The organism is Olsenella kribbiana (assembly GCF_036408795.1).
Classification (GTDB): domain Bacteria; phylum Actinomycetota; class Coriobacteriia; order Coriobacteriales; family Atopobiaceae; genus Olsenella_L; species Olsenella_L kribbiana.
Genome location: NZ_JAZGJP010000007.1, coordinates 32,900 through 58,930 on the forward strand (window position 1 = coordinate 32,900; position 26,031 = coordinate 58,930).

A 26,031-nucleotide genomic window follows, 5' to 3' on the forward strand; every position below is an offset into this window, starting at 1 on the left:
GGAAGAAGGAAAACATGAAGCTTTCCGATGATAAGGTCGAGCTTGCCCGCCGTCACAACAAGGTCGTCTACAAGGACGGCGACCGTACCGTCAAGGTCTTCGTGCCGACGAAGCCCGACATCGACGTCTTCCGCGAGGCACTGAACCTCGCACGTATCGCAACCGCCGGCCTCAACACCCCGAAGGTCCTCGAGGTCTCCCAGGTCATGGACGGCTCCTGGGCCTTGTCCATGGTCTACCATCCGGGCACGACGCTCCATGAGATGATGGTCGAGGCCAAGGGCACGCCGAAGTTCGACGAGCTCCTGCAGCTCTTCGTCGACCTCCAGATCAAGGTCCAGCAGACGCCTGCTCCCGCCGCCCTCACGGCTCAGGGAGACAAGCTCGTCCGCATGATTGCCCGCGTCAAGGACCTCGATCCTTCCGTGCGCTATGACCTTCAGATGAAGGCCGACCGCATGAAGCGTGGCTTTGCCATCTGCCACGGCGACTTCAATCCGACGAATGTCGTTATCGGCGAAGGCGAGCCGTTCATCTGCGACTGGACGCATGTGACCGTGGGCCTGCCCGAGGCTGATGCAGCCATGACCTACATGCTGCTGAAGCTCGAGTTCCCTGAGGCTGCTGACAAATATCTCGACCTCTACTCCAAGAGCGCCGACATGCCGAAGCAGAAGATCATGTACTGGCTGCCGGTTGTCGCAGCAGCAGAGCTTTCCCGTGGCCGCAAGGGCAACGAGGAGTTCCTCAAGAGCTGGATCGACGCAGCAAGCGACTACGAATAGCCTCAAGAGACTATTTCAGAACAGAGGAGACGTCCTTCTGGGGCGTCTCCTCTCTTTCTCTCTGTGGAGCGCATATTCCGGCAAGTTTCTCTGCAGGCTGGGGTAGAAAGCAGCCAGCAAACGAGATGCTCAAACGAAAGGAACGTCTATGGCAAGCAAGCGCAAGGTCGACTGGGAGGACTACGCATCGGATATCGTGCGTGCCATCCCTCAAGGCGTGCTCTTCACTACGAAGGCAGGAGACAAGGTCAACACGATGACGATCGGATGGGGAACGATTGGCACGAACTGGGCTCTGCCCGTGTTCGAGGCCTATATCCGCACGAGCCGCTATACGGCCCAGATGCTTGACCAGAATCCCGAGTTCACAGTGAATGTGCCGCTCACAAGCTTCGACCGGAAGATCATCGGCATCTGCGGCCGCTTCCACGGCAACGAGGTCGACAAGATCGAGAAGGCAGGCCTGACGCTTGTCGATTCCGATAAGGTGAGCGTGCCGGGCATCAAGGAGCTTCCGCTCACGCTCGAGTGCAAGGTCATCTATCGACAGGTGGAGGAGCTTTCCCTCTATCCTGAGAGCATCGCGAAGAAGTTCTATCCGCAGGATGTGGACTCTTCAGCAAACGGCGCAAACCGCGACCCCCACATCATGGTATTCGGCCAGATTGTCGGTGCCTACATCATCGAGGACTAGCGCAGCCGATGCAGATCTTTGCATGAATGCCGGGGCAGTCATTCTATAGGCTGCCCGGCATTCTCTTGCCTGGCCATCTCTGTATCGCGCCTGCTAGAATCCCATTAAGACAGCTTCTTCGTCTCAATACCGGTCGACGTCTATCGGCATCCCCAAGATAAATACATCCATGAGTGGCGCGCGATAGGGGCGCAGTAGACATGGAAGAGCATAGATTGTCATCCTGAAGGGAGGGACATTCATGCGGAGGAAGATTGAAGCGCAGCTTGTCGAATGGAAAGACAATCCGCACAGGAAGCCCCTTCTTCTCCGTGGTGCTCATCGCACAGGCAAGACCTGGCTTATCGAGAACTTTGGCAAGCGCTACTTCAGCGATACGATCAAGATAGATTTCATGCATGATGAACGGGCAAAAGGACTCTTTGAAGGAGACCTCGATCCCAAACGCATCATACGTGAGATCGAGCTGGTGCATGGCAAGAGCATCAATCCTGAGACGACGCTTTTGGCATTCGACGAGATACAGGAAGTCCGTCGCGGTCTCACTTCGCTCAAGTATTTCTGTGAGCAGGCTCGTGAATACCATGTCGTCGCTACCTGCTCCTATTTGGACAGAGCGTTGAGGAGACCGGGAGAGTCCTTTCCTGTCGGGAAGGTGAATCGGCTCGTATTGCATCCTATGGATTTCGAGGAGTATGTACGTGCACGTACTGGAGCTCCACTCGCGGATACGCTTGCCGAAGCAGATATGGACACGCTGTCAAAGATGCAGGAGCGTCTTGTGCCGCTCCTCAAGGAATACCTTGTCGTCGGGGGAATGCCCGAAGCAGTCGAGTCTTTCATCGAGGAGAAAGACTTCAGAGCAGTCAGAGAGATACAGAACGGAATCCTTGAGGGCTACAACGACGATTTCGCGAAGCACGCACCTGGCAGAATGCTCGAACGCATGCGCCTTGTTTGGAAGTCGCTGCCGGGACAGCTGGCCCACGAAAACAAGCGCTTCGTGTATGGAGCTGTCCGTCCTGGAGGACGTGCGCGCGATTTTGAGGAAGCGCTTCAGTGGCTCAGGGATTACGGAGTGGTCACAAAGATACCTCGTGTCGAAGCCCTGCGTTTTTCGCCTTCGGCCTATGAGGACCTCTCTTCTTTCAAGCTGTTCTGCATCGATACAGGGCTGCTCTGCGCTCTGTCGGATCTCGATCCCACGATAGTGCTGGAAGGTTCCAAGCTGTTCACAGAGTTCAAGGGCGCTCTGACGGAGCAGTATGTTGCTCAGCAGCTTGTGGCGCAGGGATTTGAGCCCGTCTACTGGTCTGCATCCAAAGGCGCGGCCGAGGTTGATTTCGCTCTGTCTCAGGGGACGACAATAGTGCCTATAGAAGTGAAGGCAGCCGAGAACCTCAAATCGAAGAGCCTCAAAGTAGCTTGCCAGGAGTTCCAGCTCGAGCGGGCGGTACGGACATCTCTTTCTCCCTACAGGGATGAAGGATGGCTCGTGAATGTGCCGCTCTGGGAAATCGATGAGATAGCCAGATTCATCTAAGCTTGCCTGCCATATCCGTAGCAAGGCAGGCAAGCTAGGCATCTTGATTGGGTGCCTTCTCTTTCTTCGGCATGCTTTCGAACCAGGTGGAGAACTCATCCATCTGCGCTGCGACGGCACCTTCTGCATCTCTTTCTCGGATGAGGTCTGCCATATGGCGGAAGAAGGGGAGTGACCTCATTGGCCCATAGTAGGCCTGGGTCGCGCGGTAGAACGAGACATAGATGTCCTTGAACGTATTCACGAGCATCGAGTACACCATGTTGCCCGAGGCGATTGCCACCTCATGGTGGAAATCGAATGAGAGCCCCGGCATCGTCTCGTCGGTCGCCTCTACCATCTTGTCGACAATCGCATCGATGCGGTCGAGCTCGTCTGTAGTCGCATGCTCGCAGGCGCCATGCACGATCTGGGGCTCCAGTGCACGCCTGAAGCTGATGATGGGCTCCAGAAGGCTTGTGTCCAGAGCCGTGCTCGTATAGTCGAGCATCGAGACAAGCGTCTGGATATTGCCGTCACGGGCGATGTCTGCCACATAGACGCCCTGGCGGGGCTCGATGCGCACGAAGCCACGATCCGCAAGATTCGTGATTCCTGCATTCACGACCGAAAGCGAGACCTTCGTCTCGCGGGCAAGCTCGCGCTGAGAGGGAAGCCTGTCTCCAGCTTTGAGCTCTCCAGAAAGTATCATCTGCTGCAACTCGTCGATGAAGAGCTGCTGGCGTGTCGGCGCCTTTATCTCCCTGAGTGCCATGACATTCCCTTCTCTGGTTACTGATATTGATTGTATCAGAATCAGTTAGGCTTGTAAGCTGGGAAAATGCTGAAATATAGCTATCAGTCAGAGAAAACTACGTGATACAATCACGATTGTGTGAGAAAAGACGCAATTTCGGCTTCGGTGATGAGGGGATTTCCATGAAACGGAAAGACGTCGATGTCGTAGTGGTGGGAGCGGGCAATGGCGGCCTTGCAGCAGCGCTTGTCTGTGCCCATGCCGGTCTCGATACGCTCGTGCTCGAGAGGCACAATCTGCCAGGAGGAGCAGCCTCGTCCTTCGTGAGGGGTCGCTTCGAATTCGAGTGCTCGCTCCATGAAGGATGCGAGGTAGGGGAGCCGGGCTCGCGTGGTTCCTGGGGTGCATTCCTCGATGCAATGGGTGTCGATATCGACTGGCGCTATGAGCACTGCACGTTCCACTGCGTGATTCCGGATGACGGGATCGATGTCCTCATGCCCTGCGGCAGGAAGGCCTTCGCAGATGAGATGGAGCGCCAGGTGCCGGGCTGCCGCGAGAGCATCGATGCGTTCTTCCGTGTGGCAGAGCAGGCACAGGCCGGCTTCAACTACATGATCTCCCATGCACCGAAGAGCTGTTTCCCAGGCACGGCGACCTACGAGCGCGACAAGCGGCAGCACGACCATGAGCTCATGAAGCTGAAGCTCGTGCTTGCGACCCGCTATCCCGATTTCCTGCGCTGCTCTGCAGTCTCTGTCAAGGAGGGGATGGATCTTCTCGGCATCCCCGAGAAGGCGCAGCACATCCTCTCGCAGTACTGGGTCTACCTCGGTGCCTCGCCGAGCAATATGGACTTCATGACGAACGCCGTCATGCTCATGGCATACATCGACCAGGGAGCAGCTCTTCCTGCCATGAAGTTGCATGAGATCTCGCTTGCCCAGGAGGCACGCATCCGCGAGCTCGGCGGCGACATCTGGCACTGCTGCCCGGTGCGCGAGTTCCTGATGGAGGATGGCCGTGTCGTCGGCGTGCGCACAGACGAGTGGGAGATCCATGCAAAGGAGACCATCTCGAACCTGAATCCCCACATCGTGCTTGGCAGCATGCTCGACCAGAAGAAGGTGGCGCCTTCGGTGCGCTCCTACTACAGCACGAAGCGCATAGCCTTGAACCTCTATACCTGCTATCTCGGCCTCGACTGCACGGCAGAAGAGCTTGGCATCACCGGCTACTCCTCCCTCCTGAACTCCGATCCTGACGGCGACGATATGGCAGAGCATGCCCACCAGCTCTACTCGAACGGCTACACGATCGTGAACTGCCTGAACGAGCTCATCCCCGAATCCTCGCCAGAAGGCACCTGCACGCTCTTCTTCACAGGAATGACGTTCGGGGATGTCTGGAAGGATGTCTTGCCCCAGGACTACCGCCGCGTGAAGGAGCGTCTCGCAGACGAGATGATCTCCCAGGCAGAAGAGCAGATGCACATCAGCATCCGTCCCCACATCGAGGAGATCGAGATGGCAGCAGCGCCGACCTTCGTGCGCTACATGGGAACGCCGAACGGCACGCCCTATGGCTACCAGGTGAAGCTCGATGACGGCATACCGATGCGCTGCATGAACGAAGGAGAGTATCACCAGATACCGGGACTCCACTTCTGCGGTGCGACCGGCATCCTGACCGATGGCTACAACTGCTCGGCGCTTTCGGGTGCCAAGAGCGCGCAATACGTCGTCGAGCGTCTCTGTGCTCTCGATGGCACATCTTCACGCTAGGAGGACGGCATGGGAACGAATTTCAATCAGGTGAAGATTGCCGATTTCACACGCCTGGCAGCTTCGCGTGCTGCACATATCCAGAATGCTGTGGCAAGGAGCTTCCCTCCCGAGGAGAGCTACTCGGCAAACAGGCTCGCTGAGGAGCTCCATCCAGCACACCAATATCTCGTCGTGCAGAAGGTCACCGAGCTCGCTGACGATATGAGGTGCTATACGCTCGCGCCTGATATCGAGGCGGGCACGGAGAAGATTGCCTGGTTCTCTGCAGGACAGTATCTGAGCCTCAACCTCGAGATCGATGGTATGCCGGTGACGCGTGCCTACTCCATCTCTTCCTCGCCGAGAAGCACGCTTTCTGGCACTATCGAGATCTCCGTCAAGCGCGTGCCGGGAGGCCTCGTCTCGAATCATATCCTCGATACCTGGAAGCCTGGCACGAAGGTGGATGCCTCGGGTCCTCTGGGTACCTTCACCTATGAGCGTCTGAGAGATGCCCATACCGTGATCGGCCTTGCGGGCGGCTCTGGCATCACGCCGTTTCTGTCGATGGCAAGAGCGATTGCAGAGGGAGACGAGGACTTCGACCTTGTCCTTCTCTATGGCTGCAGGAACCTCGAAGTGATGGCATACCGCGAGGAGCTCACAGAGCTTGCGCAGAAGACGTCCAAGGTGACGTTCGTGCCGGTCCTGAGCGATATCGCAGAAGGGGAGGATGTTCCTTCCGGCTGCGAGCGCGGCTTCATCACGGCTGACCTCATTCGTGCCTATGCACCTAAGGGCAGCTATTCGGTCTTTGCCTGCGGCCCGCAGGCGATGTATCGCTTCCTCGATACGGAGCTTCCGAAGCTCGGAATCAGGCGCAAGTTCATCCGTCGCGAGCTCATGGGCGAGCTCCACGATCCGAAGAAGCTCGATGGCTATCCCGTTGATGCAAAGGTGCCTGAGACGGTCTCCGTCACGGTTGTGCGCGAAGGCATGAAGGAGGTCGTCAAGGGCTCCTCGAACGATTCGGTCCTCCAGATTCTCGAGAAGAACGGCATTGCCTGCCCGAGCCACTGCAGGAGCGGCGAGTGCGGCTGGTGCCATTCGCGTCTTGTCTCAGGCGATATCTTCTGCCCTGCGTCAGTTGATGGCAGGCGCGAAGCCGATCTCAAGTTCGGCTACATCCATCCCTGCGCGTCCTTCCCGCTCACGGATCTTGAGATCGAGGTGCCACGAGCGGAGTAGCAGCTCCAGTCAGACCCAACCTGCCGAATCCCATCGCATAGCAGCCCGGCAGGCTGGGTGAGCTCAAGGGCACGCGTGCTCCTTTCCCTTGCAGCCAGAAAGCTCGCCTGTGGGCTTTCTGGCTGCATTGCTCTCTAGCGGCCTTCTTTGAGTGCCCGCCATTCATCATCGAGGATGGCCATGAGGATATCGTCGCAGTATTTCTCGCCGTCCTGCTCTGCATCGCGGAGCACGCCTTCTGTCTTGAAGCCTGCCTTCTCGTAGACGTGCTTCGCGCGCGGATTGCAGGAGAGCACATCGAGCGAAAGCCGGTGGAGCTGAAGTTCCGAGAAGGCATAGTCGCGCATGCACGTGACGGTCCAGGAACCAATGCCCTGGCCGCATTGCTGGGCGCTGAATAGTGCGATGCGGAAGTTTGCAGAGCGCAGGAACCAGTCGATCTCGTTCACGACCGCCTCGCCGAGGATTGTGCCATCCGGTGCGCAGATGAGGAAGTCCCTCCGGTCTGGGTCTTCGAGGCAGGCCATGAAGAAGGACTTCACCTGCTCTTCGGTGAAGGTCTCACGTGTCGCGGTCAGGCGGTCGACTTCCGGATCGGGATGGGCAAAGCCAGCCTTCCAGTAGGCGTCAACATCCTCTGCTCTCGTGCTTCTGAGCACATATCCGTCATGCTCCCACGAGCAGGGAATCTTCTCTGGTGTGGATGGCGTATCCATAGCATCCTTTCGGGCAGGCAATCTGGTCTGCTCTGAGGATAGCAGAGACTCCATCGGACGTGCCGTTCACGGATTGGAAACAATGCACGGCAGAAGGCCAAGAATGCTGTCCTGCCATGAAGACGTCCTCAAAGATGCAAGCAAAAGCGCAGGTAATCGAGCGGTGCCTGTATCTGCTGCGAACCATCAAGCTCTTGAAATATCTAGAGATGCCTGTACAACCTGTATCGCTATGAGGCATAGGGGTGCATGAACCGCTGGCAGATGGAATCTCAAAGCAGGCTGAACGGAGCCTATGGTGGGAGGACCGGCCAGAGGCGTTGCCTGTTATGGAAAGGCAACTCTGCCGGTCCAGACCATGCTTACAGGAGAGGGATGGGAAGGATGGCCAATCCATATTGCGAGGAGCTGGGGAAGACGTATACCCCGCTCACCATCGAGGAGGAAGCTGCACGCTGCCTTCTCTGCTACGATGCACCCTGCTCGAAGGGATGCCCTGCAGGGACCGACCCTGCGCGCTTCATCAGGAGCGTGCGCTTCAAGAACGTGAAGGGCGCGGCCAGGACGATCCGCGAGAACAATGCACTCGGTGCTGTCTGTGCACGCGTCTGTCCGACAGAGCGCTACTGCGAGCTCGCCTGCTCACGCACGGGCATCGACCACCCGATCGATATCGCAGGCATCCAGCGCTATGTCACGGATATGGAAGAGGCGCTCGGCCTCGAGCTGCTCCATGCGGGGAAGGCGAATGGCAAATCAGTCGCAATCGTCGGATCCGGCCCTGCCGGACTTCAGGCGGCAGCATCGCTTGCAGAGCTTGGCTACGCTGTGGAGATCTTCGAGGAGGCCGAGAAGGCAGGAGGCGTGCTTCGCTATGGCATACCGGAGTACCGTCTTCCGAACGAGGTTGTGGACCACGAAATGGCACGCATCGAACGTCTCGGCGTGAAGATCCATCTGGGCGCCAAGGTCGGACGCGACATTGCGCTCTCCGAGCTCGAGAAGACGCATGATGCCGTGCTTCTTGCAGTCGGCTACTCCGAGCCGAAGATGCTTAGCCTCTTCGAAGGCAATGATGCAGCTGAGACCGCCGTCTCATTCCTGCATCGCGTGAAGGAGGCCAAAGGCGAGCTCGACCTGCCGAAGAGCATGCTTGTGATCGGCGGTGGTGACTCCGCTATGGATGCAGCGACCTCAGCAAAGAAGGCAGGAGTGCCCTATGTGACCGTCGTCTGCCGCAAGTTTCTGACGGCGTTCAGGGCCTCTGCCGCCGAGCTCTCTGCTGCCCAGGCAGCGGGTGTCACGATCATCGATGGCTATGCGCCCGAGAAGGTGGATGGCCATACAGTCACCTTCAGGCACAGAGAGGCAGAGGCGACCTTTACCTGCACAGCAGATCTCATCGTCCTGGCGGTCGGCCAGAAGGTGGACGCAGAAGGTCTCACGCTCGACCTTTCGAAGGATGCAGAAGGCTATGCCACATCCGACCCCAAGCTCTTCGTCACGGGAGACATCGTTTCGGGCGACAAGACGGTCGTTGCCTCGGTGAAGCGTGCCAAGGAAGCGGCTTCTGCCATCGATGCTGCTCTCAGGAAGGAGGGGTGCTAGCCATGAAGGACCTTTCAATCGATTTCTGCGGTGTGCACTTCGACAATCCGTTCTGCCTTGCTTCGTCTCCCGTCGGCAACTGCTACGAGATGTGCCGCAAGGCCTATGAGGCAGGCTGGGGAGGCATCTACTTCAAGTCTGTCGCTCCTGCTTCCTTCGTGATCAACGAGGTCTCGCCGCGCTTCGATACGCTTTCGAAGGAAGGAACAGACTTCGTCGGCTTCAAGAACATGGAGCAGACCTCGGAGCGCCCCTTCGAAGACTCGATGCGGGACATGGCAAGGCTCAAGAAGGAGTTCCCGGACAAGGTGCTCATCGCCTCGATCATGGGGCCGACCGAGGCTGACTGGACCGAGCTTGCGAAGCGTGCGACCGCAACCGGTGCCGACATGCTCGAGCTCAACTTCTCCTGCCCGCAGATGACGACACATGCGATGGGGTCGGATGTGGGTGCAAACCCTGAGCTCTGCGAGAAGTATGTGAGAGCTGCCAGGAAGGGGACCGATCTTCCGATCATCGCTAAGATGACGCCGAACATCACGGATATGGTGCCTTCGGCAGAAGCGGCGCTCAAGGGTGGCGCAGCCGGCATATCTGCCATCAATACCGTGAAGTCCATAGCCAATGTCGACCTCGGCAATCTGGTAGGCATGCCGATGATCAACGGGAAGTCGTCGATCTCTGGCTACTCCGGCAAAGCAGTAAAGCCTATCGCCCTGCGCTTCGTGAACGAGCTTTCCCAGCGCATCCCCGATGTCCAGATCTCCGGCATTGGCGGCATCGAGACCTGGCAGGATGCAGCGGAGTTCATTCTGCTCGGTGCCCGCAACCTCCAGATCTGCACCGCAATCATGGAGTATGGCTACCGGATCATCGACGATCTGACCGACGGGCTCTCCTGGTACATGGAGGAGCGAGGTGTCGAGCATCTCGAAGACCTCGTCGGCCTTGCTTCGAAGAACATGGTGCCGGCAGAGCAGCTTGACCGTACCTACAAGGTCTATCCTGCCTTCGACGATGAGAAATGTGTCGGCTGCGGACGCTGCTACGTGTCCTGCTTTGATGGCGCGCATCAGGCGCTTTCCTGGGATGACGAGAAGAGGCGTCCGGTGCTTGACCGTGAGCGCTGTGTTGGCTGCCATCTCTGCGCGCTTGTCTGTCCGGTCAATGCTATCTCCAAGGGCGATGTTGTAATCAAGCCGGGCTTTGAAGGGGACCCTGCTGCAAAGAAAGTGTGCTGAAGCAGCCTGCACATACGAATTCGCTGCATGAGAGGAGGTGGCCTTCGCAGGCTACCTCCTTTGTTTAGGAACGTATGGAGGAAAGGTCTGCTAGGGTCGAAAGATGTGTGGAATGAAGGGAAACCTTCAAAACGTGCAATCTGGGGGCTCTGCTAACCGTTTAAAACGTGCAGATGCGCTGGTCAGAAGAGTGAGAGCGATGCGTGGGACTCTATGGCGAGAACGAGGGACAGACAGTCCGTTCTTCTTGTCAATGCTCTGCACAAATACGAGATTTCGGATGTCCAGAACCGATGTTTTTCCAAGATATTCAGAGACTGATTTCAACACTAATCCGAAATTTCGTCTGCCGGCAGCATTCTTCTGCCTCTAACGTTGCGACATGAGAATGCCCCGCTTGCAGAAAAGCGAAGCGGGGCATTTCCATCTATATCGGTGAAGCTATGGCTATGGGGTGCTTTGTCCCCACTGCATTGTGCAGGGGAGAATCTGATGCGGATCTATCTTGTCAGCACCGCTGATGAGGCTGAGGAGGATCTGCGCTGCCTCAATGTATCTGTCGGAAGTTTTCCGTCCTGGGCTGTCTCATGGCCTTGTATCAGCTAAAAGATGCGGATAGATTCCGTCTCGTTCAGGATTCGTAATGAAGAGCCCCGAGAAGGAATATCGGTACGTAGAGCACGTTGTCCTTTGCGAAGATATTCGATTCGGCAAAGACGTAGGCATTGTCGATTGAATACTCAGGCACTTCGAGTGCATGACTGAGCGCTGAATGTGTCAAATACGATCCACCTGGCTTTATCTCAATCGCATCGATTGCACCATCCTGGTGCTCTGCCAAGAAATCGAGCTTTCCGATTTTCTTGGATGTGAAATAGCGCAGCGAGAATCCATGTGCTGCAAGCTCCTGTGCCGCGAATGCTTCATAGGCAGCACTCATGTTGACGGTTGCCTTTCCGTCGAGCAGGCCCTGATAGCTGTTCTTTGGCAATGCTGCAGCAAGCATTCCGGCATCAAGGTAGAAGAGCTTGAACTTGTTGCGCTCTTCGTTAGCTAGAAGCGGCGCAGTAGGGGCGACGACATTGTAGACTGCCAAGGCGACACCCGCCTGTACAAGCCAGAGGAACTGAGTCTCTACCTGCGTGAAGCGCTTGACGCCCTTGATCGAGCCCAGATTGAAGCGGCGTGTCCTGGAGAGCGCTTGGCTTGGAATCAAGTCGTAGATCTCCCGAATGGTCAGACGCAGCTCAGGTGGTGCGTACTTCGTGATATCGAGCCGGTAGAGGCTATGCAGGTCCTGCTGGACCGTTCGGACAGAGTCGATATTGTTTGTAGCGAGGAAGGTATTCACGGCATCAGGCATTCCGCCGACCATAAGATAGCGGTGGAAGAGATCGAGCAGCCTTGTGTAGAGGAATTCAGGCAGAGCACGTCTTTCCTCGAAGCATTGAACGGCCTGTTGATATATCGCTTCATTGAGACCATTGGCCCAGCAGAATTCCTCGAAATCGAGAGGATACATCTGCACCTTCGTGACATAGCCGACGGGCAGGGAATCGATCGAATCGAGGCGCACACCGAGGAGGGAACCGGTGAGTATGAACCGATACGTGCCTTTCTGAACCAGATATTTGATATAGGTGACGATGCTGGGGCATTCCTGCACCTCGTCGATGATGATGGCAGTCTTGTTCGGCACGAGAGGAGACGTTGCAGCTACGGACATGCGCAGTTCGAGATCGTCCGCACTCTTGGCGGCGGAGAATGAGTCTCGTATATCAGCATTCTCGATTAGGTCGAATTTCATGACATTCTCGAAATGGTCGCTGCAGAAGGCATCAACCAGATAGCTCTTGCCAACCTGGCGCGCACCCATGACAAGAAGCGCTTTCATGGAAGGTGCTTCGAGCCAGCTTTCGAAGAGCCTATAGGCTTTCCTTTTGAGCATCCTGCTTCTCCGCTTCGTAAGACACAAATGCGTAAATTTAAATCAGAGTATATGACAAAAATCCTAAATTTATATTCTTGATATATTGCAAAAATCCAAGATTTCAAAGATATGCAAGCCAACATCTCTTGCTTTCTGCCGATAGCTGAGCTTGGAAAGGATGGATAAACAACGCTCGTGTGCGCTCGCTGACCTGGCACTCAGAGGCCTCCGAGAAAATGACACAGCCTCCTTTCCTGAAGGGAGAGGAGGCTGCTTCATGGATAATCTGGCAATTGGACTACAAAGTGCTCTGTCCCCATTGCACAGTGCAGGGGAGGACCTGGTGCGGATCGATCTTGCCGGCACCGCTGATGAGGTCAAGGAGAATCTTTGCCGCCTCGACGCCCTCTTCAAAGGCAGGCTGCGCGATGACAGAGGCGCTTGGAGAGGCGACTGCTGCCCAGTCGGTGTTGTCGAAGCCCAGAAGGCCTACCTCTTCCGGCATGCGTCCATAGAAGTCGCGCATAGCGACATAGATGTCGGGCAGGGCCCAGCAGTTCGGAGCGAAGACGAGCGTCGGCACCGTGCATTCGTCGAGCTGCTCATGCAGCCATGCCGTGAGCCCCTCTTGAGGCACACCCCTGTCGGGAATCACGAAGTGCTCGGAGGGGAGGCCCAGGGCTTCGATCGTATCGGTTGTGCCCTGGAGGCGTTCGGTCCTCGAGCTCAGAAGCTGCGGCTCTGCCGCCACGACGAGCACGCGCTCATAGCCTTTGGCAAGCACCTCGGAGAGGGCCCGCTTCGTGGCTTCGTAATTGTCGGTCTTGACCCAGCTTGCCGTGTAGTCATAGTACTTGGAGTCGAAGAAGACGAGCTTCTTGCCGGAGCTTCCGATCGCCTCTGCCACTTCGCGGAAGCGTGCGGTCGGCTGCACGATGAAGCCATCCACCCCGACCGAGATGAGGCGGTCGATCAGGGCATGCTCGTTGTCGCGGTCGAAGTTTGAGCTCGATATCAGAAGGCGGTATCCTGCCTCGCTTGCCACCGAGTCGATGCCTTTCACAATCTGGTTCGAGAAGTGGTTCGCGATGTCGCCGACGACGACGCCTATCAGATAGGTCTGCTTTGCATTCATGCTGCGCGCCAAGGGGCTCGGCTCATAGCCGGTCTCGCGGATGACCTGGCCGATCCTGTCATGGGTCTCCTTCGACATGCGGTCGGTGTGCCCATTGAGATAGAAGGAGACCGTCGTCTTCGATGTTCCGGCAAGTCGGGCAATCTCTGTGATCGTGACACGCTTCTTGGTGGCTGGCATGGTGCTTCCTTGGGATGCAAACGGTTTAGTAAACCAATAATAGCATGGGACACGGAGAAGTCATGCTTCCCGTGTCCCATGGATGATGCTCTGCAGCAGCTGCTAGGCGAGAATCTCCTTGACGGCTGCAATGACCTCGGCATCCGTTGCCTCAGCGAAGAAGTACTCCTGGAAGTGCTCGCCTGCGAAGGCACCCTTCACGAGGTCGCGGTCGAGGTCGCGCAGGAGCTCCGTGAACGGACGGAAGTTCGTGGCGCGCACCGCATCGAGGATCTTCTTGTTGCGCTGCTCGGGCTCGACGCGCTCTGCCGGATAGCCATTGCCGGAGCCGAAGCCGAAGAGCTTCTCGAACGTGTACTCGAGGTTGAGCTCCTGGCCCCAGCCGTTCTTGAGGGCGAAGGGCATGGCCACGGCGTTGCCGTCATTGATCTGGGCGAAGGTGTAGGCATCGAGCGGATCCTCGACGTGTCCGCAGATGACGCCGGGGAAGGAGTTGAGCGCGAGCATGGCGCCTTCCCCGGTGCCGCAGCCGGTGACCACATAATCTGCTGCCTTGCCGTTCAGAAGCGTTGCGGCAAGGATGCCGTTCTGGACATAGGTGAGCTGGGCAGCGTCGTCTGCGGCATACATGCCGTAGTTGAAGACCTTATGTCCCATCGGCTCTGTGACCTTGCGCAGTGCCTTCTCGATCATGGCATTCTTTGCTGCCTGGCTGTTCTCGTTGATAAGGGCGATTCTCATGATGGTGTGCCTTTCATGCTTGAAGGTTGTTCTGAGGGAGGCGGGCGCCAGGGGGAGAGGCGCCCGCCCCGTGGCGCTACTGCGGCTGCTTGCCGATGTAGGCGAGGATGCCGCCATCCACATAGAGGATGTGGCCGTTCACGAAGTTCGAAGCGTCGGAAGCAAGGAAGACGGCCGGGCCCTTGAGGTCCTCGGGCGTGCCCCAGCGTCCTGCCGGCGTCTTTGCGCAGATGAACTGGTCGAAGGGATGGCGGGAGCCATCAGGCTGGATCTCGCGCAGCGGGGCGGTCTGCGGCGTTGCGATGTAGCCCGGCCCGATGCCGTTGCACTGGATGTTCGCGCCGCCGAACTCGGAGCAGATGTTCTTCGTGAGCATCTTGAGGCCGCCCTTGGCTGCCGTGTAGCCGGCAATGGTCTCACGTCCCAGCTCGCTCATCATCGAGCAGATGTTGATGATCTTGCCGTGACCCTTCTCGATCATGCCCGGGATGCATGCCTTTGCCATGATGAACGGTCCGACAAGGTCGATATCGACGACCTGGCGGTAGTCCTCGACGGACATGTCGAGCATCGGGATGCGCTTGATGATGCCGGCATTGTTCACGAGGATGTCAGGCGTCGTGCCGAAGGTCTCAGAGATCTTGTCCATGAGGCCCTTGACCTGATCCTCGACCGTGACATCGGCCACGAAGCCATGGGCTGTGATGCCGAGCTCCTTATACTTCTTCTCGGCCTCGTCGATGCGCTCCTGACGGCGGTCATTGAAGGCGATCTTGGCGCCAGCCTGTGCAAGTGCCGTCGCGATGGCAAAGCCGATGCCGTAGGTGGCACCGGTCACGAGGGCAAGCTTTCCCTCGAGGGAGAAGCTCTTCTGGGGGTCGAATCTCTCTTCCATCCATATCCTCCTAGAGGTCTCATATCAGCGTTCCTGCTGTGCAATTCTGATAGTAAACCAGTTTTGCAAACTTGCAAGAGAGCAAATGCCTGATCCGGAGAAATTGACTGGAAAGTTTGGTATCAGCCACGTGTTATGCAGAAAGGATGCCTATGCATCTCATCGGGCTAGTAGCAAAACGGTTTAATAAACAGGCAGAGCAGGACACAGGGAGCCCCTGTGCGGGCGCGCAGAGATCCTGGCCAAGGACAGGACAAGGAGCCCTGCCGGCATGGGCCAGCAGGGCTCCTTGGACACATCACGCTGCTACAGCAGCTCTCTCAGCGTTCGGGGACGAAGCCATCCGAGTAGTCGGGCTTTGCGAGCCAGCGCTTCCTCAGAAGGAAGGCAACGGCCTTGGGCTGGCGGTCGCGGGTGAAGGCGCCCTTCCTGTTGCCATCGACTCTCATGATGCCCTCGGTGGTCTGGAAGTCGCAGAGGTTCCAGGGCTGCTCTCCGCAGATCCAGTCGAAGGAGTCGAAGATCCTGTGCTGGAGCTCGAAGAACTCGAGCTGGTACTCCTCGCTCCACATGACGCTCGGCAGCTTGTGCACTCCCGCCATGGTATCGGTGCCGTACTCGGTGAACATGAAGGGCTTGTCAGGCTCGAGCTCCTCCCACTTGTGGAGCTCCTCTGTAAGGATCTGCTCGGCATCCTGGATGCGCGGGCCGCCCGACACATACCACCCGTCATAGCGGTTGAGCATCATGAAGTCAGCAAGATGGGTGCATTTGTCGATGCCGGCACGGCACCGGGTGACATTCGTGTAGCTGCGCGGGCGCTTCTGCGGGTCGAGCTCGAGAGCGCGGGCAAAGACCTTCTCGGCGTAGGGGACGGCTGCCTCGGAGGAGAAGTCGGGCTCGTTGAAGAGCGACCAGGCACAGACGCTTGCATGGCGCTTGTCGCGCTCGATGAGCTCTTCCACAGCCGCAAGATGTGCCGGCAGGGTCTTTTCCTGCACGGCAGGATCGTCGAAGAAGGTGGCGCCCTGCGCCTTGGTCGTGGCATCGGCGAAGTTCTTGGTCGAGCGCAGCATGCCGACAGCGGCTACCTCGTCGATTACGAAGAAGCCTTCGCGGTCTGCCTCGTAGAGCTGCTCCTCCGCATAGGGGTAGTGGCTCGTGCGGAAGGAGTTTGCGCCCATCCACTTCAGGAGCTCGAAGTCGCGGTGATTCACGACAGGATCCGTGCCCCTGCCATGGACCGGCGAATCCTCGTGGCGCCCGAAGCCCTTGAGGTAGACCGGGTGGCCATTGACGAGGATCTGGCGGTGCAAGATCTCGACGGTCCTGAGCCCGATCTCGTCGTACCACTCGTCGACGAGCGTGTCATCGTCCCAGATCTGCACGGAGAACGTATAGAGATAGGCAGCGCGCAGGTTCCAGAGATGGGCAGATTCGATTTCGATTGTGCCGGCAGAGCCCACAGCCGAGGCGACCTCGTCTCCGTCCTCGTCGAGAACATGCACCTCGACGCGGTGGGTGCCTGTCGTGCACACCGTGTAGCTGACACGGGCCGTGGAGCCACCGTCTGCCTGGGGCACGATCTCGGTCGTGACCGCAAAGTCCTCGATGCGCTCTTTTGGGGTGGCAAGCAGGCGTACCGTGCGGTTCAGACCGCTGTAGTTGAAGAAGTCGAAGTAGGGCGCGCAGATCTTCGTGCCATCGCGCAGCGTCGCCGTGCCGCCACAGGGGATGGTTTGCTCGGTGAGCTCGTTGTTGACAAGGACGGCGACCGTATTCCAGTCGTTGTACCGCACGTGCCCATTGAGATGGGCCACGAAGGGCGTGAAGCCCCCTTCGTGGGAGGCGACCTCGTCCCCGTTCACGAAGACCCGTGCACGGTGCGTCGCGGCATCGAAGCGGATGTCGAGCTCCTTGTCCTGCCACTCGCCGGGGATGAAGACCTTCCTGAGATACCAGAAGTCGCCGTAGTACTCGCGGCTCGCCTTGTCGGTGAAGATGTCGTTGAAGCTGGCAGGCACCGGCATCTCGATCGGGTCGGGGAGGCCTGTGGCCCACCCCTGGGAGACTCCCTGGCGCTCGGGATCGAACTGGAAGTCCCAGACGCCCGAGAGGTCCTCGATGCGGCGGGTGCGCGTGATGCGCGGATAGAGCGATGCAAAAGACATTTCGGAACCTTTCTTGTTGTACAGGCCCTGGTCCGTGGCGTGAGCGGGTGTGGCCCGAGGTAGTATGGGGCAAGTATTGCAGATTGGATCTTGATGGCTTGACGCAGGGCCAGGATATGCGCATTCGGTCATGGCTGTTCCGCATCAGGTCCCTTCTCGGAAAGGTATGGTGGAGCCGTGACGCCCGAAGAGCTCGACAGGCAGCTGAGGACGCTTTCCGACCATGAGCGGCTCTACCGCGAAGGAGCTGTCCCTGCGCCCGAGCAGCGCCGGTTCGTGGAGGTTGGCGGCCAGCAGGTCATGCTCTCGCGCTTCCATGCAGGAAAGCCGGGGACTTTTGGCATCCCGTCTGCGTTCATCCGTGCCAAGCGCCACTCCCGTTTCCGGAACTACCCGCTGCATATGCATGACTTCGTCGAGCTTGCCTACATGTATAGCGGGCATTGCCTCGAGGTCGTGAACGACGGGATACTCGACGTGGCGAAAGGGCAGGTGCTGCTCGTCGACTCCGACACTGTCCACACGATACAGCCGCTTTCCGAAGACGATATCCTCGTGAATGTCCAGATCGACAAGCGCTACTTCGATACGAGCTTTTTCAGCAGGTTCGACTCGGACAGCATCGTGACCTCCTTCTTCGTGCGCTCGATCTCGAAAGGGGCAGCGCATGACAGCTTCATCCTGTTTCCTTCCCAGGAAAGCCGCCGCCTTCCGCTCTTCATGAACGAGCTCCTCTGCGAGGCATTCGATCCTTCGCCGCGTTCGGAGGAGATGGCAGATGCGCTGCTGACGCTCGTGCTTGCAGAGCTCGTGAACGTCTGCGAGCAGAATGCCAGCTCGGGGACAGCGCCGATCGCGAGTCCGGCACTCGATGTGCTGCGCTACATAGAGGCCAACTACCGTACCTGCACGCTTTCCGGGTGTGCCCGCGAGCTCGGCATGAGCACGAGCTATATCACGAAGATGCTCAGGTCCGAGTGCGGCCAGACCTTCAAGGAGCTGGTCCAGAAGCAGCGCATCATGGTCGCCGAGCGCCTGATTGCAGGAGGCGTGTCCTCCATTGCGGATGTGGCGTCAGAAGTCGGCTATCAGAACATGAGCTACTTCTACAAGATCTTCGAGCGCGAGTGCGGCATGCTTCCGGGTGCCTGGCGTCAGCACTGCCTCGAGCAGGCGCAGAACAGATAGCAGAAGCCTGGCAGCAGCGCAGGCTGCTGCCAGGCAGGAAATGGGGGCGAAGCTAGTCTTCGAGCAGCGCCGGATCCGTGATCATCGAATCGTCGAAGCCGAAGAGGTAGGTGCCCACAGCTGCGCCGACAAAGCCGATGGCTGCGCAGATCGGGGCGGCCCAGCCGCCGGGGAAGAAGAACAGTGCCGGCATCGTGATCAGGTTCACGCCGATGAAGGCCGTGCGCTGAAGCCCTGCCACGGCGATGGGCACGGAAGCGGCAGCAGAGGCGATGCAGGCAATGACAAAGGGCTTCTTGAACTTGAGGTTCACGCCGTAGATGGCAGGCTCGGTCACGCCGGCAAGAAGCGCCGTGATCCAGTTCGGGCCGGCAAGCTCCTTGAGCTTGAGGTTCTTGGTCTTCAGGAAGACGCCGAGGCAGGCACCGGCCATTGCGAAGTTGCAGCCCCAGGAGAGCGGGGAGAGCCAGTCATAGCCAAGCGTGGCCATGTTGTTGAGGACGATCGGCGTGAAGGCGGCATGGGCGCCGAAGATGATGAGGATCGGCCAGAGGCCTGCGAAGATCATGCCAGCGATGATTGGAGCGACATTGTAGACGGCCAGGATCGCATCGGCGATGAAGGTGCCGGCAATCTGGAAGATCGGGCCGACGCAGATGAGCTCGACAGGCACCAGGACAATCAGGCAGATCATGTAGCCGAAGAGCGAGAACAGCGTCTGGTTCATGTGGCCCTTGAGGAACTTCTCGAGCTTTGCGAGCAGCCAGGTCATGATGACCGGCGGGATGACAGAAGAGGCATAGGAGACCAAGGTCACCGGGATGCCGAAGAAGTCAAGCGGCGTATGTGCAGCGTAGGCTGCGGTGATCGTGGAGTAGAGCATAGGGAACACGACGGCAAGTGCCACATACTTGTTCGTCTTGAACTTCTCGGCAGCCGAGACGGCCAGGACGAAGGGAAGGAACTGCATGAAGCCGTCGGCACCGGCATACAGGACTGTGTAGGCACCGGTCTGGCTGAAGCTGGGGATGAAGTTGGAGAGCATGATCAGGAGCGCCTTGAGCATGCCGGTCGCGATGAAGCCGCCCATGAAGGGGAAGAAGATGCCGGAGACCGTCTCGGAGAAGCGGTCGAAGACATTGCCCTTCTTCTGTTCATCGTCTGCGGGGACCTCGCCGCCGGCAAACTGGGTGCCGAGCTCGGCGATGGCAGCATCGTATGCATTTTCGACATCGGTGCCGATCACGACCTGGTACTGGCCATTGCCGTGCACGACATTGATCACGCCCGCAGTCTTCTTGACGGAAGCATCGTCTGCCTTGGACTCATCCTTGAGGACGAAGCGCAGGCGGGTGACGCAGTGCGTCACGGAGACGATATTGTCCTTTCCACCGACCTTGTCTATCACAGACGCTGCGAGAGCCTGGTAATCCTTTGCCACGTCGCATCCTTTCTCCCAGAAGGCATCGTGCCTTCCCCTGTGTGCTGACAGCCTTAAGTAAACCGGAATCAAGGGATCGGCACGATAACGTAAAGCGGAGAAGAATTGACCAAACTGTTATAACAGTAGAGCGACAGACGGCTGGAATATGGCTGTGAACGGTTGGAATGTACCGGAAGACTGACCAAATCAGGAGCAGATGGGGCGCAAACAGATATAACAGATAACGGAGCTCTTTCTGCACCATGTGCGCAGTGCCTGCCAAAAGCGCATGACATGGTCCTGCACGTGCCAGCCATCGATGCCGTCAGTACTCTGACTGCTGTCTGTGCTCCTGCCTTCTCCGATGTCCCAAAGGCATGGCAGGTGCCTGACAGAGCCCTATGCCTGCTTCGTGAAGAACCTCGGCTCCTCCTATGCCCAGATCTTCCCGCGCGGTGCCTGCACTGCGGCAGGGAATGCTTGGGACAGCGGCGCGGACTGCATCGGTACCGGTCCCTACAAGATGGAAAGCAACGATGATACGACCGAGGTCGTGCTCGTGCGGAATGACTCCTACCATGGAGGGAAGCCTCCGCTCGACGAAATGCACTACCGCTACTTCGATGATGTCAACACCAAGATGCTCTCATTCAAGAACGGAGACATCGACTGGTGCGATCTGGACGGGTCGCTTCTGGCAACTTATCAGAAGGACCCCGATGTCCAAGACCTGATCGTCTCCTACGACACCTTGGGCACCTATTTCGTGGCACTCAACCTGAGCGAAGGAAAGGGTCTCGAGGATGTCGATATCCGTCGGGCGCTGTCTCTGGCGATCGACCGCGATACGCTTGTCGCGACCGTGCTCTCAGGTGCTGGCAGGCCGGCAAGTGGCTTCTTGACACCGCAGGAGCCGGGTTTCGACGACGATGCGCCGGTCTTTGCCTACGATCCAGATGAGGCGGCACAGATCATGGCGGAGAAGGGAGAGTCTCCTGCCCTTTCGCTTCAGGTGAGAGCCCAGGACCAGAACGTCGCTGTCGCCCTTCAGGACTTCTGGTCGAGGGCAGGCATCAGCTGCGAGGTGAGCACCGTCGACAACGGTGTCTGGGCACAGGATAGGGCAGCGGGCAATCTGCAGATGACGCTGCTGGGGTGGTTCCCTGCCTACGCAGACGGCGACAACAACATGTATACCTACTTCTTGAGCACGACAGCACAGAAGAACTCCTCCTTCTGCAGCAATGCCCATGTAGACGAGCTCCTGATTGCCGCCCGGGCATCGACTGACGAGGAGGCACGGGCAGACATGTACAGGGGAGTGGACGATATCGTGACGAGACAGGACTACGCCGTGCTTCCGCTCTTCTATCCGAAGCACCAGTTCGTCGCAAAGGATTACGTGGAGGGTGCAAAGGTCGGAAACCTCATCTATCATGTGCGCGGAGTCGACATCGATGTCTCGAAGGAAGACTACACGGCAGGCTGATGCCAAAGCATTCGGAAGCGCTGCCTCTTGTGGCAGTGCTGCATCCAGTCTTCAACAGGCCGGAAACTGGCTGCGCCGTCCATGCTTTGCATCCTCTTGATTGGCGGCATCTTCCGGCGGTACAATGCAAGACAGGCGGACGGATTCGCCCCGTCCCCGAATCCCTGACAAAATCGTTAGGGTTTTGACTAAGCTCCTGCGCTATCTGCGCGGGGGCTTCATCTTTCTCGCCTCCTCGTAAAGACGGAGGGTCGACAGGGCAAGCTGGGCTACAAGAATCAGAATTTCAAGAACATCGTGAATTTCTTTCATCTTCGTCTCCTTATCCGGAATTCGGAGACGGTCCGCCGCCTGCCTTGCATCATGCCGCCTCTGCAGCCAGGAGCTTCGGCCTGCCCGCAAAGACGAACGCGTGTTCTATACTGCTATCATAACGGCTGGATATGACGGAATCAAGAGGGATCCTGGCCATAGCGTGCTGCTGGATGTCTTCGGAGAGCTACGTGCCAAGCGGCCTTGCTCACTTTACAGATGGGCTTCCGTCCGGTGCATACTGATGGAGGGCGAAGAGGAAAGGCTGCTTGCTGCAGAGCCTCACGAACGCATCCTCCAGGACGCCAGAGTCGCTATTCCCGCAATGGAATCCGGGAAAGCCGCAAAGCGGTGGCACATGACACTGTTGTGGCAGCGAGGGGCAGCTTGTCGTTGGCATCCGCGCTGCCTCTATGGAGCGCCTTCGCTTCATAACCTCTCTGATTGGCTGTCTGCAAGCCTCGGCGCGGCGAAGGCAGGCTCGGAAAGCCCGCTTCAACAGCCAGGTCATCCCTTCCGGTGGCAGCAGTGCTATCGCTTCTCTGATATCGCTGATGCTACAGCCTGGCCATACCTGTCCGGATGTATGCGAGAGGCGTCCTGGCGGAGGTCTCTGGTCCTTATGGGAACCTCTTGCGGAAGAGGGGAGGAAGGCGCTACAACGCAGAGCAGGCGGCACCCGGGGTTGGCGGGAAGAAGGCCGCTCCATTTCTTTCGGAAATGTTGGCGAGTGGCCGTTTCCGCTTATGCGGGGCGGCTATTTGCTTCTTCGGCCTGATCCTGCAATCAGGATTCCGAGCGTGGGAGCGGCAATCAGGACATCTGCAAAACTGAAGAGCGTTCCGTATGTGCCTGCCGCTGCTGCCGGCAGGGGAAACATTGGCACTTCCCGAGACGGGCAGCATATCCGGCATCGCTTCGGTGACCAGTCTTGCATCATCGGACGCTGCAGCCATTGACGGCATCGTTTCGCTCTTGAGGCGGCATGGCAGCAGATAGCGAATGGCAGAGAAATTCCGGGTCCTTCAGCCGGCAGCGGCGTGCTGCCGGCTGCAGCCCGAAAAGCTGTGCCATGCCAGAAACCCCTTTGGAAAAGTTTATGCAATGCCAGAAAAGTCCCTTGGAAAAGCTGCTGCATCGGCAGATCAGTGCTCTAGCTGCTCCTTCTGGAAGGTGCCCTGCTCGATCTCCCGGAAGGCAGCGAGGAGCTCCTCTTCTGTGTTCATGACAATGGGACCGCCCCAGGCAATCGGCTCATGCAGGGGAAGAGAGCTCAGGAAGAGGACATGAGAGGGGGCATCGGCATCCGCTTCGATCTTCACCCGGTCGCCCTCCTCGAGCTTGATGGCGGTCTTGGCACCGAGGGGAAGGCCTCCTATGGTGGTGCTCCCTTCAAGCGTGAATGCGATGGCTGAAGCCTCCTGTGCGACAGGAAGCGTGGCCACAGCTCCTGGCTCGAGAGCGATATCGTAGAAATCGAGAGGCAGATGGTTTCCGGCATATCCCTGATGCTGGGTCCCTTCTCCATCTGTCAGGGTGCCAGCAAGCAGACGCACGCTCACGCCCCGATCCAGCGCTATGGTCTCGATATCGCGCTTGTGTATGGCATGGTAGCTGGGATGTGCCATCTTGTCCCTCTTCGGCAGGTTCAGCCAGAGCTGGATGCCGAGCAGGCGCTTGGCGGGCGGGATCTGCTCCTCGTGCTCGATGCCCGAGCCTGCGCACATCCACTGCACCTCGCCGGTGTGAATCGTGTCGGAAAATCCCATCGTATCGCGGTGCTGGATGGCGCCTTCTGCCAGATAGGTCACGGTCTCGATGCCGCGGTGGGGGTGCAGGGGAAATCCTGCCGTATAGGCATCAGGGTCGGTGCTGTCGAAGGAGTCGAGCATGAGGAAGGGGTCGAAGGCGGCTGCAGTCTCGGCTCCGAGCACGCGTACGAGGCTCACGCCGGCGCCGTCCTGGGTGCGGTATCCCTTCACGACATTGGTTCCGTGGCGGAACATGGCATATCCAATCTTTCGAGGAGCATCTGCTCCGGTGTCATCTGCAGCAGGTGTACCCGGACGGAGTATATGTATGTGCTTATATAGCATATGCATAGGATGCACACGGAAGCAGAAGATGATGAGGAAACCGTGCCGAAGCGGTGCCCACAATGTTACAAGATCATGACACAGGGCAGATTCAAATGGAGTTTTACGGCTGCTCTGCCGAAAGCTGCATCTCCGCTCTAGACTGGCATGCGAACGGTTTCATCTTGACTGCGCCCGTCGGCGCCAAGGAGCTCATATGCAGAATAAGCGCCTGTTCGCTTATGCACTCATGCTGCCCTGTGCGGTGTTCATTACGCTCTTCCTGCTCATCCCCATGTTCGCCACCTTCCTGTCGACCGTCACCGGTACGGGTGCCTTCTCACTGGATGGGTATTGGCAGACGCTCACTGACACCTATTTCCAGCAGGTCTTCTGGCGCACCATCAGGCTGTCCCTGATCACGGTGGCCATCTGCATCCTGCTTGGCTTTCCGGCAGCCTACTATGTGGCACGTGTCGCGAAGAAGAAGAGCCTCTTCATCGCGATGACACTGTTCCCGCTCATGACAAGCCCGGTTGTGCGCTCGTTCAGCTGGATGGTGCTTCTCGGCAAGAAGGGCACAGCCAACACGCTTCTGCAGTCTCTTGGCATCATCTCTTCGCCCATTCCGATGCTCTACAACGAGTTCTCGATTGTCGTCGGCCTGGTGCAGCTTTTCCTTCCGCTGATGATCATCTCGACGGTGGGCGTGATGGAGAACATCGACGAAGACCTGATGCTCGCATCGAACAGCCTCGGTGCAAGCCGTACCACGAGCTTCTGGCGCATCATGTTCCCGCTTTCGGTGCCGGGCCTCATCACGGGCTCTGTGCTCGTCTTCTGCGGCAGCCTCACTGCCTATACGACACCTCAGCTCCTCGGCGGCTCCGATACGCGCATGCTGGCGACGCTGATCTATCAGGACGGCCTCTCGCTCAATGACTGGACCGCAGCCTCTGTGGTCGCAATCATCATGATCGTGATTGCGGTCATCGCAACGCTTCTTATCGGCAAGCTGGCCCGCAAGGTCAATCCGGCAGCAGCCTGATGCTGCAGCTTTCGAAGCAAGATTTTTCGGACGTTTAGGGAGACCCATGGCACTTCTGGAACTCAAGGATGTCACAGCCGGCTACGGCGACAACATGATCTTGAAGCATTACAACATCGCGATCGAGAAGGGAAAGCTCGTTTCCCTGCTGGGCCCTTCGGGCTGCGGCAAGACCACGACGCTGCGCCTGATTGCCGGCTTTTCTGAGCCCCGGTCGGGCGAGGTGCTCTTCGACGGCAAGGAAATCACCCGCATCCCCCCCCAACAAGCGCAACTTCGGCTTCGTGTTCCAGAGCTATGCGCTCTTTCCGCACATGACGATCTTCGACAATGTGGCCTATGGCCTCAAGATGCGCGGCGTCGGCAAGGCAGAGATTGCCGAGCGCGTTCCCGAGATGCTCAAGACCGTCGATCTCGAAGGGCTCGAGAAGCGCTATCCGCGCGAGCTTTCCGGCGGCCAGCGCCAGCGTGTCGCCCTTGCCCGTGCTCTTGTCATCAAGCCGGACCTGCTTCTGATGGATGAGCCACTCTCGAACCTCGATGCAAAGCTCCGCGTGAAGATGCGTGTCGAGATTCGCCGCATCCAGCAGGAGCTGGGCATCACGACCATCTACGTGACGCATGACCAGGAGGAGTGCTTCGCTATCTCCGATGAGGTCGCGATTATGAACAACGGCGTCATCGAGCAGATGGACGATCCGCAGCGCATCTACCAGCACCCTAAGACCGAGTTTGTCATGAACTTCGTCGGCTTCGACAACCGCATCGAGCTGGTACGCGAGGATGGGTTCTGGAAGGCCAAGGACGGCACGAAGATCGAGGCCGCAGAGCCGCTCGATGCCGCAGAGGCGCTTGCCTATCTCCGCTCGGACGATGTGGAGCTTGCGCCCTGGGGCACGGAGGCCAAAAACTCTGTTCCGGGCACGATCGATGTCAAGACCTATCTGGGCAGGCGCTATCAGTACAACATCACGACCCCGCTTGGCACGCTTGTCGCCCGCGTCGAGGATGGATCTGGCAAGGTGGGGGACAAGGTGGCGCTCGTGCTGCTGCCTGAACGCATGGCTCTTATCCGGAAGCCGCAGCACTAAAGGGGAGATGGCTTTC

The 26,031-nt window shown here is 58.2% G+C and carries 20 protein-coding genes and 1 pseudogene; 12 read left to right on the top strand and 9 right to left on the bottom strand.

Features of this window, described 5'->3' with window-relative positions:
* Positions 1-14 precede the first annotated feature (14 nt).
* From VXJ24_RS06165 to VXJ24_RS06175, 3 genes are all read left to right on the top strand, one after another.
* Positions 15-785 carry a phosphotransferase family protein gene (locus VXJ24_RS06165; RefSeq protein WP_330972046.1) on the top strand — a complete coding sequence of 257 codons (771 nt, stop codon included), beginning with the start codon at positions 15-17 and terminating at the stop codon, positions 783-785.
* Between the two features lie 148 nt (positions 786-933).
* Positions 934-1,479: a flavin reductase family protein gene (locus VXJ24_RS06170; RefSeq protein ID WP_330972047.1), complete on the top strand. Its 546-nt coding sequence runs from the start codon at positions 934-936 to the stop codon at positions 1,477-1,479.
* Positions 1,480-1,720: 241 nt separating this feature from the next.
* A complete protein-coding gene (locus VXJ24_RS06175) occupies positions 1,721-3,022 on the top strand; it encodes an ATP-binding protein (protein ID WP_330972048.1) in 1,302 nt (433 codons plus the stop codon).
* A gap of 34 nt (positions 3,023-3,056) precedes the next feature.
* Here the strand turns inward: VXJ24_RS06175 and VXJ24_RS06180 are convergent, their stop codons facing one another.
* The gene (locus VXJ24_RS06180; RefSeq protein WP_330972049.1) at positions 3,057-3,776 is read right to left on the bottom strand and encodes a FadR/GntR family transcriptional regulator; all 720 of its coding nucleotides are present in this window, start codon (positions 3,774-3,776) and stop codon (positions 3,057-3,059) included.
* A 164-nt stretch (positions 3,777-3,940) separates the two neighbouring features.
* On the opposite strand from VXJ24_RS06180, the gene VXJ24_RS06185 reads away from it, so the two are divergent.
* Together VXJ24_RS06185 and VXJ24_RS06190 are read left to right on the top strand one after the other, a co-directional pair.
* Positions 3,941-5,542 carry a phytoene desaturase family protein gene (locus VXJ24_RS06185; RefSeq protein ID WP_330972050.1) on the top strand — a complete coding sequence of 534 codons (1,602 nt, stop codon included), beginning with the start codon at positions 3,941-3,943 and terminating at the stop codon, positions 5,540-5,542.
* 9 nt (positions 5,543-5,551) lie between these two features.
* Positions 5,552-6,772, top strand: a complete 1,221-nt coding sequence (locus VXJ24_RS06190) for an FAD-binding oxidoreductase (protein WP_330972051.1) — start codon at positions 5,552-5,554, stop codon at positions 6,770-6,772.
* 134 nt (positions 6,773-6,906) lie between these two features.
* Here the strand turns inward: VXJ24_RS06190 and VXJ24_RS06195 are convergent, their stop codons facing one another.
* Positions 6,907-7,488, bottom strand: a complete 582-nt coding sequence (locus VXJ24_RS06195) for a GNAT family N-acetyltransferase (protein ID WP_330972052.1) — start codon at positions 7,486-7,488, stop codon at positions 6,907-6,909.
* Between the two features lie 384 nt (positions 7,489-7,872).
* On the opposite strand from VXJ24_RS06195, the gene VXJ24_RS06200 reads away from it, so the two are divergent.
* Together VXJ24_RS06200 and preA are read left to right on the top strand one after the other, a co-directional pair.
* A complete protein-coding gene (locus VXJ24_RS06200; protein WP_330972053.1) occupies positions 7,873-9,096 on the top strand; it encodes an FAD-dependent oxidoreductase in 1,224 nt (407 codons plus the stop codon).
* A 2-nt stretch (positions 9,097-9,098) separates the two neighbouring features.
* Positions 9,099-10,337 carry an NAD-dependent dihydropyrimidine dehydrogenase subunit PreA gene (gene preA / locus VXJ24_RS06205; protein ID WP_330972054.1) on the top strand — a complete coding sequence of 413 codons (1,239 nt, stop codon included), beginning with the start codon at positions 9,099-9,101 and terminating at the stop codon, positions 10,335-10,337.
* Between the two features lie 631 nt (positions 10,338-10,968).
* On the opposite strand, the gene VXJ24_RS06210 is transcribed toward preA, so the two are convergent.
* The 5 genes from VXJ24_RS06210 to uidA form a co-directional block, all read right to left on the bottom strand.
* Positions 10,969-12,285 carry an ATP-binding protein gene (locus VXJ24_RS06210; RefSeq protein WP_330972055.1) on the bottom strand — a complete coding sequence of 439 codons (1,317 nt, stop codon included), beginning with the start codon at positions 12,283-12,285 and terminating at the stop codon, positions 10,969-10,971.
* Between the two features lie 280 nt (positions 12,286-12,565).
* A complete protein-coding gene (locus VXJ24_RS06215; RefSeq protein WP_330972056.1) occupies positions 12,566-13,582 on the bottom strand; it encodes a LacI family DNA-binding transcriptional regulator in 1,017 nt (338 codons plus the stop codon).
* A 102-nt stretch (positions 13,583-13,684) separates the two neighbouring features.
* Entirely contained in the window at positions 13,685-14,323 is a 639-nt protein-coding gene (locus tag VXJ24_RS06220; protein ID WP_330972057.1) for an RpiB/LacA/LacB family sugar-phosphate isomerase, read from the bottom strand.
* A gap of 76 nt (positions 14,324-14,399) precedes the next feature.
* Entirely contained in the window at positions 14,400-15,218 is an 819-nt protein-coding gene (locus tag VXJ24_RS06225; protein ID WP_330972058.1) for a gluconate 5-dehydrogenase, read from the bottom strand.
* A gap of 320 nt (positions 15,219-15,538) precedes the next feature.
* Entirely contained in the window at positions 15,539-17,389 is a 1,851-nt protein-coding gene (gene uidA, locus VXJ24_RS06230) for a beta-glucuronidase (protein ID WP_330972059.1), read from the bottom strand.
* Positions 17,390-17,566: 177 nt separating this feature from the next.
* Here uidA and VXJ24_RS06235 point away from each other — a divergent pair, with 177 nt between their 5' ends.
* Positions 17,567-18,577, top strand: a complete 1,011-nt coding sequence (locus VXJ24_RS06235) for an AraC family transcriptional regulator (protein WP_330972060.1) — start codon at positions 17,567-17,569, stop codon at positions 18,575-18,577.
* A gap of 52 nt (positions 18,578-18,629) precedes the next feature.
* Here the strand turns inward: VXJ24_RS06235 and VXJ24_RS06240 are convergent, their stop codons facing one another.
* Entirely contained in the window at positions 18,630-20,018 is a 1,389-nt protein-coding gene (locus VXJ24_RS06240; protein WP_330972061.1) for a PTS transporter subunit EIIC, read from the bottom strand.
* A gap of 346 nt (positions 20,019-20,364) precedes the next feature.
* Between VXJ24_RS06240 and VXJ24_RS06245 the strand changes: the two genes are divergently transcribed.
* The gene (locus VXJ24_RS06245) at positions 20,365-21,489 is read left to right on the top strand and encodes an ABC transporter substrate-binding protein (protein WP_330972062.1); all 1,125 of its coding nucleotides are present in this window, start codon (positions 20,365-20,367) and stop codon (positions 21,487-21,489) included.
* 1,457 nt (positions 21,490-22,946) lie between these two features.
* On the opposite strand, the gene VXJ24_RS06250 is transcribed toward VXJ24_RS06245, so the two are convergent.
* Positions 22,947-23,807, bottom strand: coding sequence for a pirin family protein (locus VXJ24_RS06250; protein WP_330972063.1), 861 nt, complete (start codon positions 23,805-23,807; stop codon positions 22,947-22,949).
* A gap of 286 nt (positions 23,808-24,093) precedes the next feature.
* Between VXJ24_RS06250 and VXJ24_RS06255 the strand changes: the two genes are divergently transcribed.
* From VXJ24_RS06255 to VXJ24_RS06265, 3 genes and pseudogenes are all read left to right on the top strand, one after another.
* Complete coding sequence (locus VXJ24_RS06255; protein ID WP_330972064.1) at positions 24,094-24,924, top strand: ABC transporter permease; 831 nt, start codon at positions 24,094-24,096, stop codon at positions 24,922-24,924.
* 94 nt (positions 24,925-25,018) lie between these two features.
* Positions 25,019-25,394, top strand: a pseudogene (locus VXJ24_RS06260) (ABC transporter ATP-binding protein); the annotation flags it as partial.
* A 267-nt stretch (positions 25,395-25,661) separates the two neighbouring features.
* Positions 25,662-26,015, top strand: a complete 354-nt coding sequence (locus VXJ24_RS06265) for a TOBE domain-containing protein (protein WP_330972124.1) — start codon at positions 25,662-25,664, stop codon at positions 26,013-26,015.
* Positions 26,016-26,031: the final 16 nt, after the last annotated feature.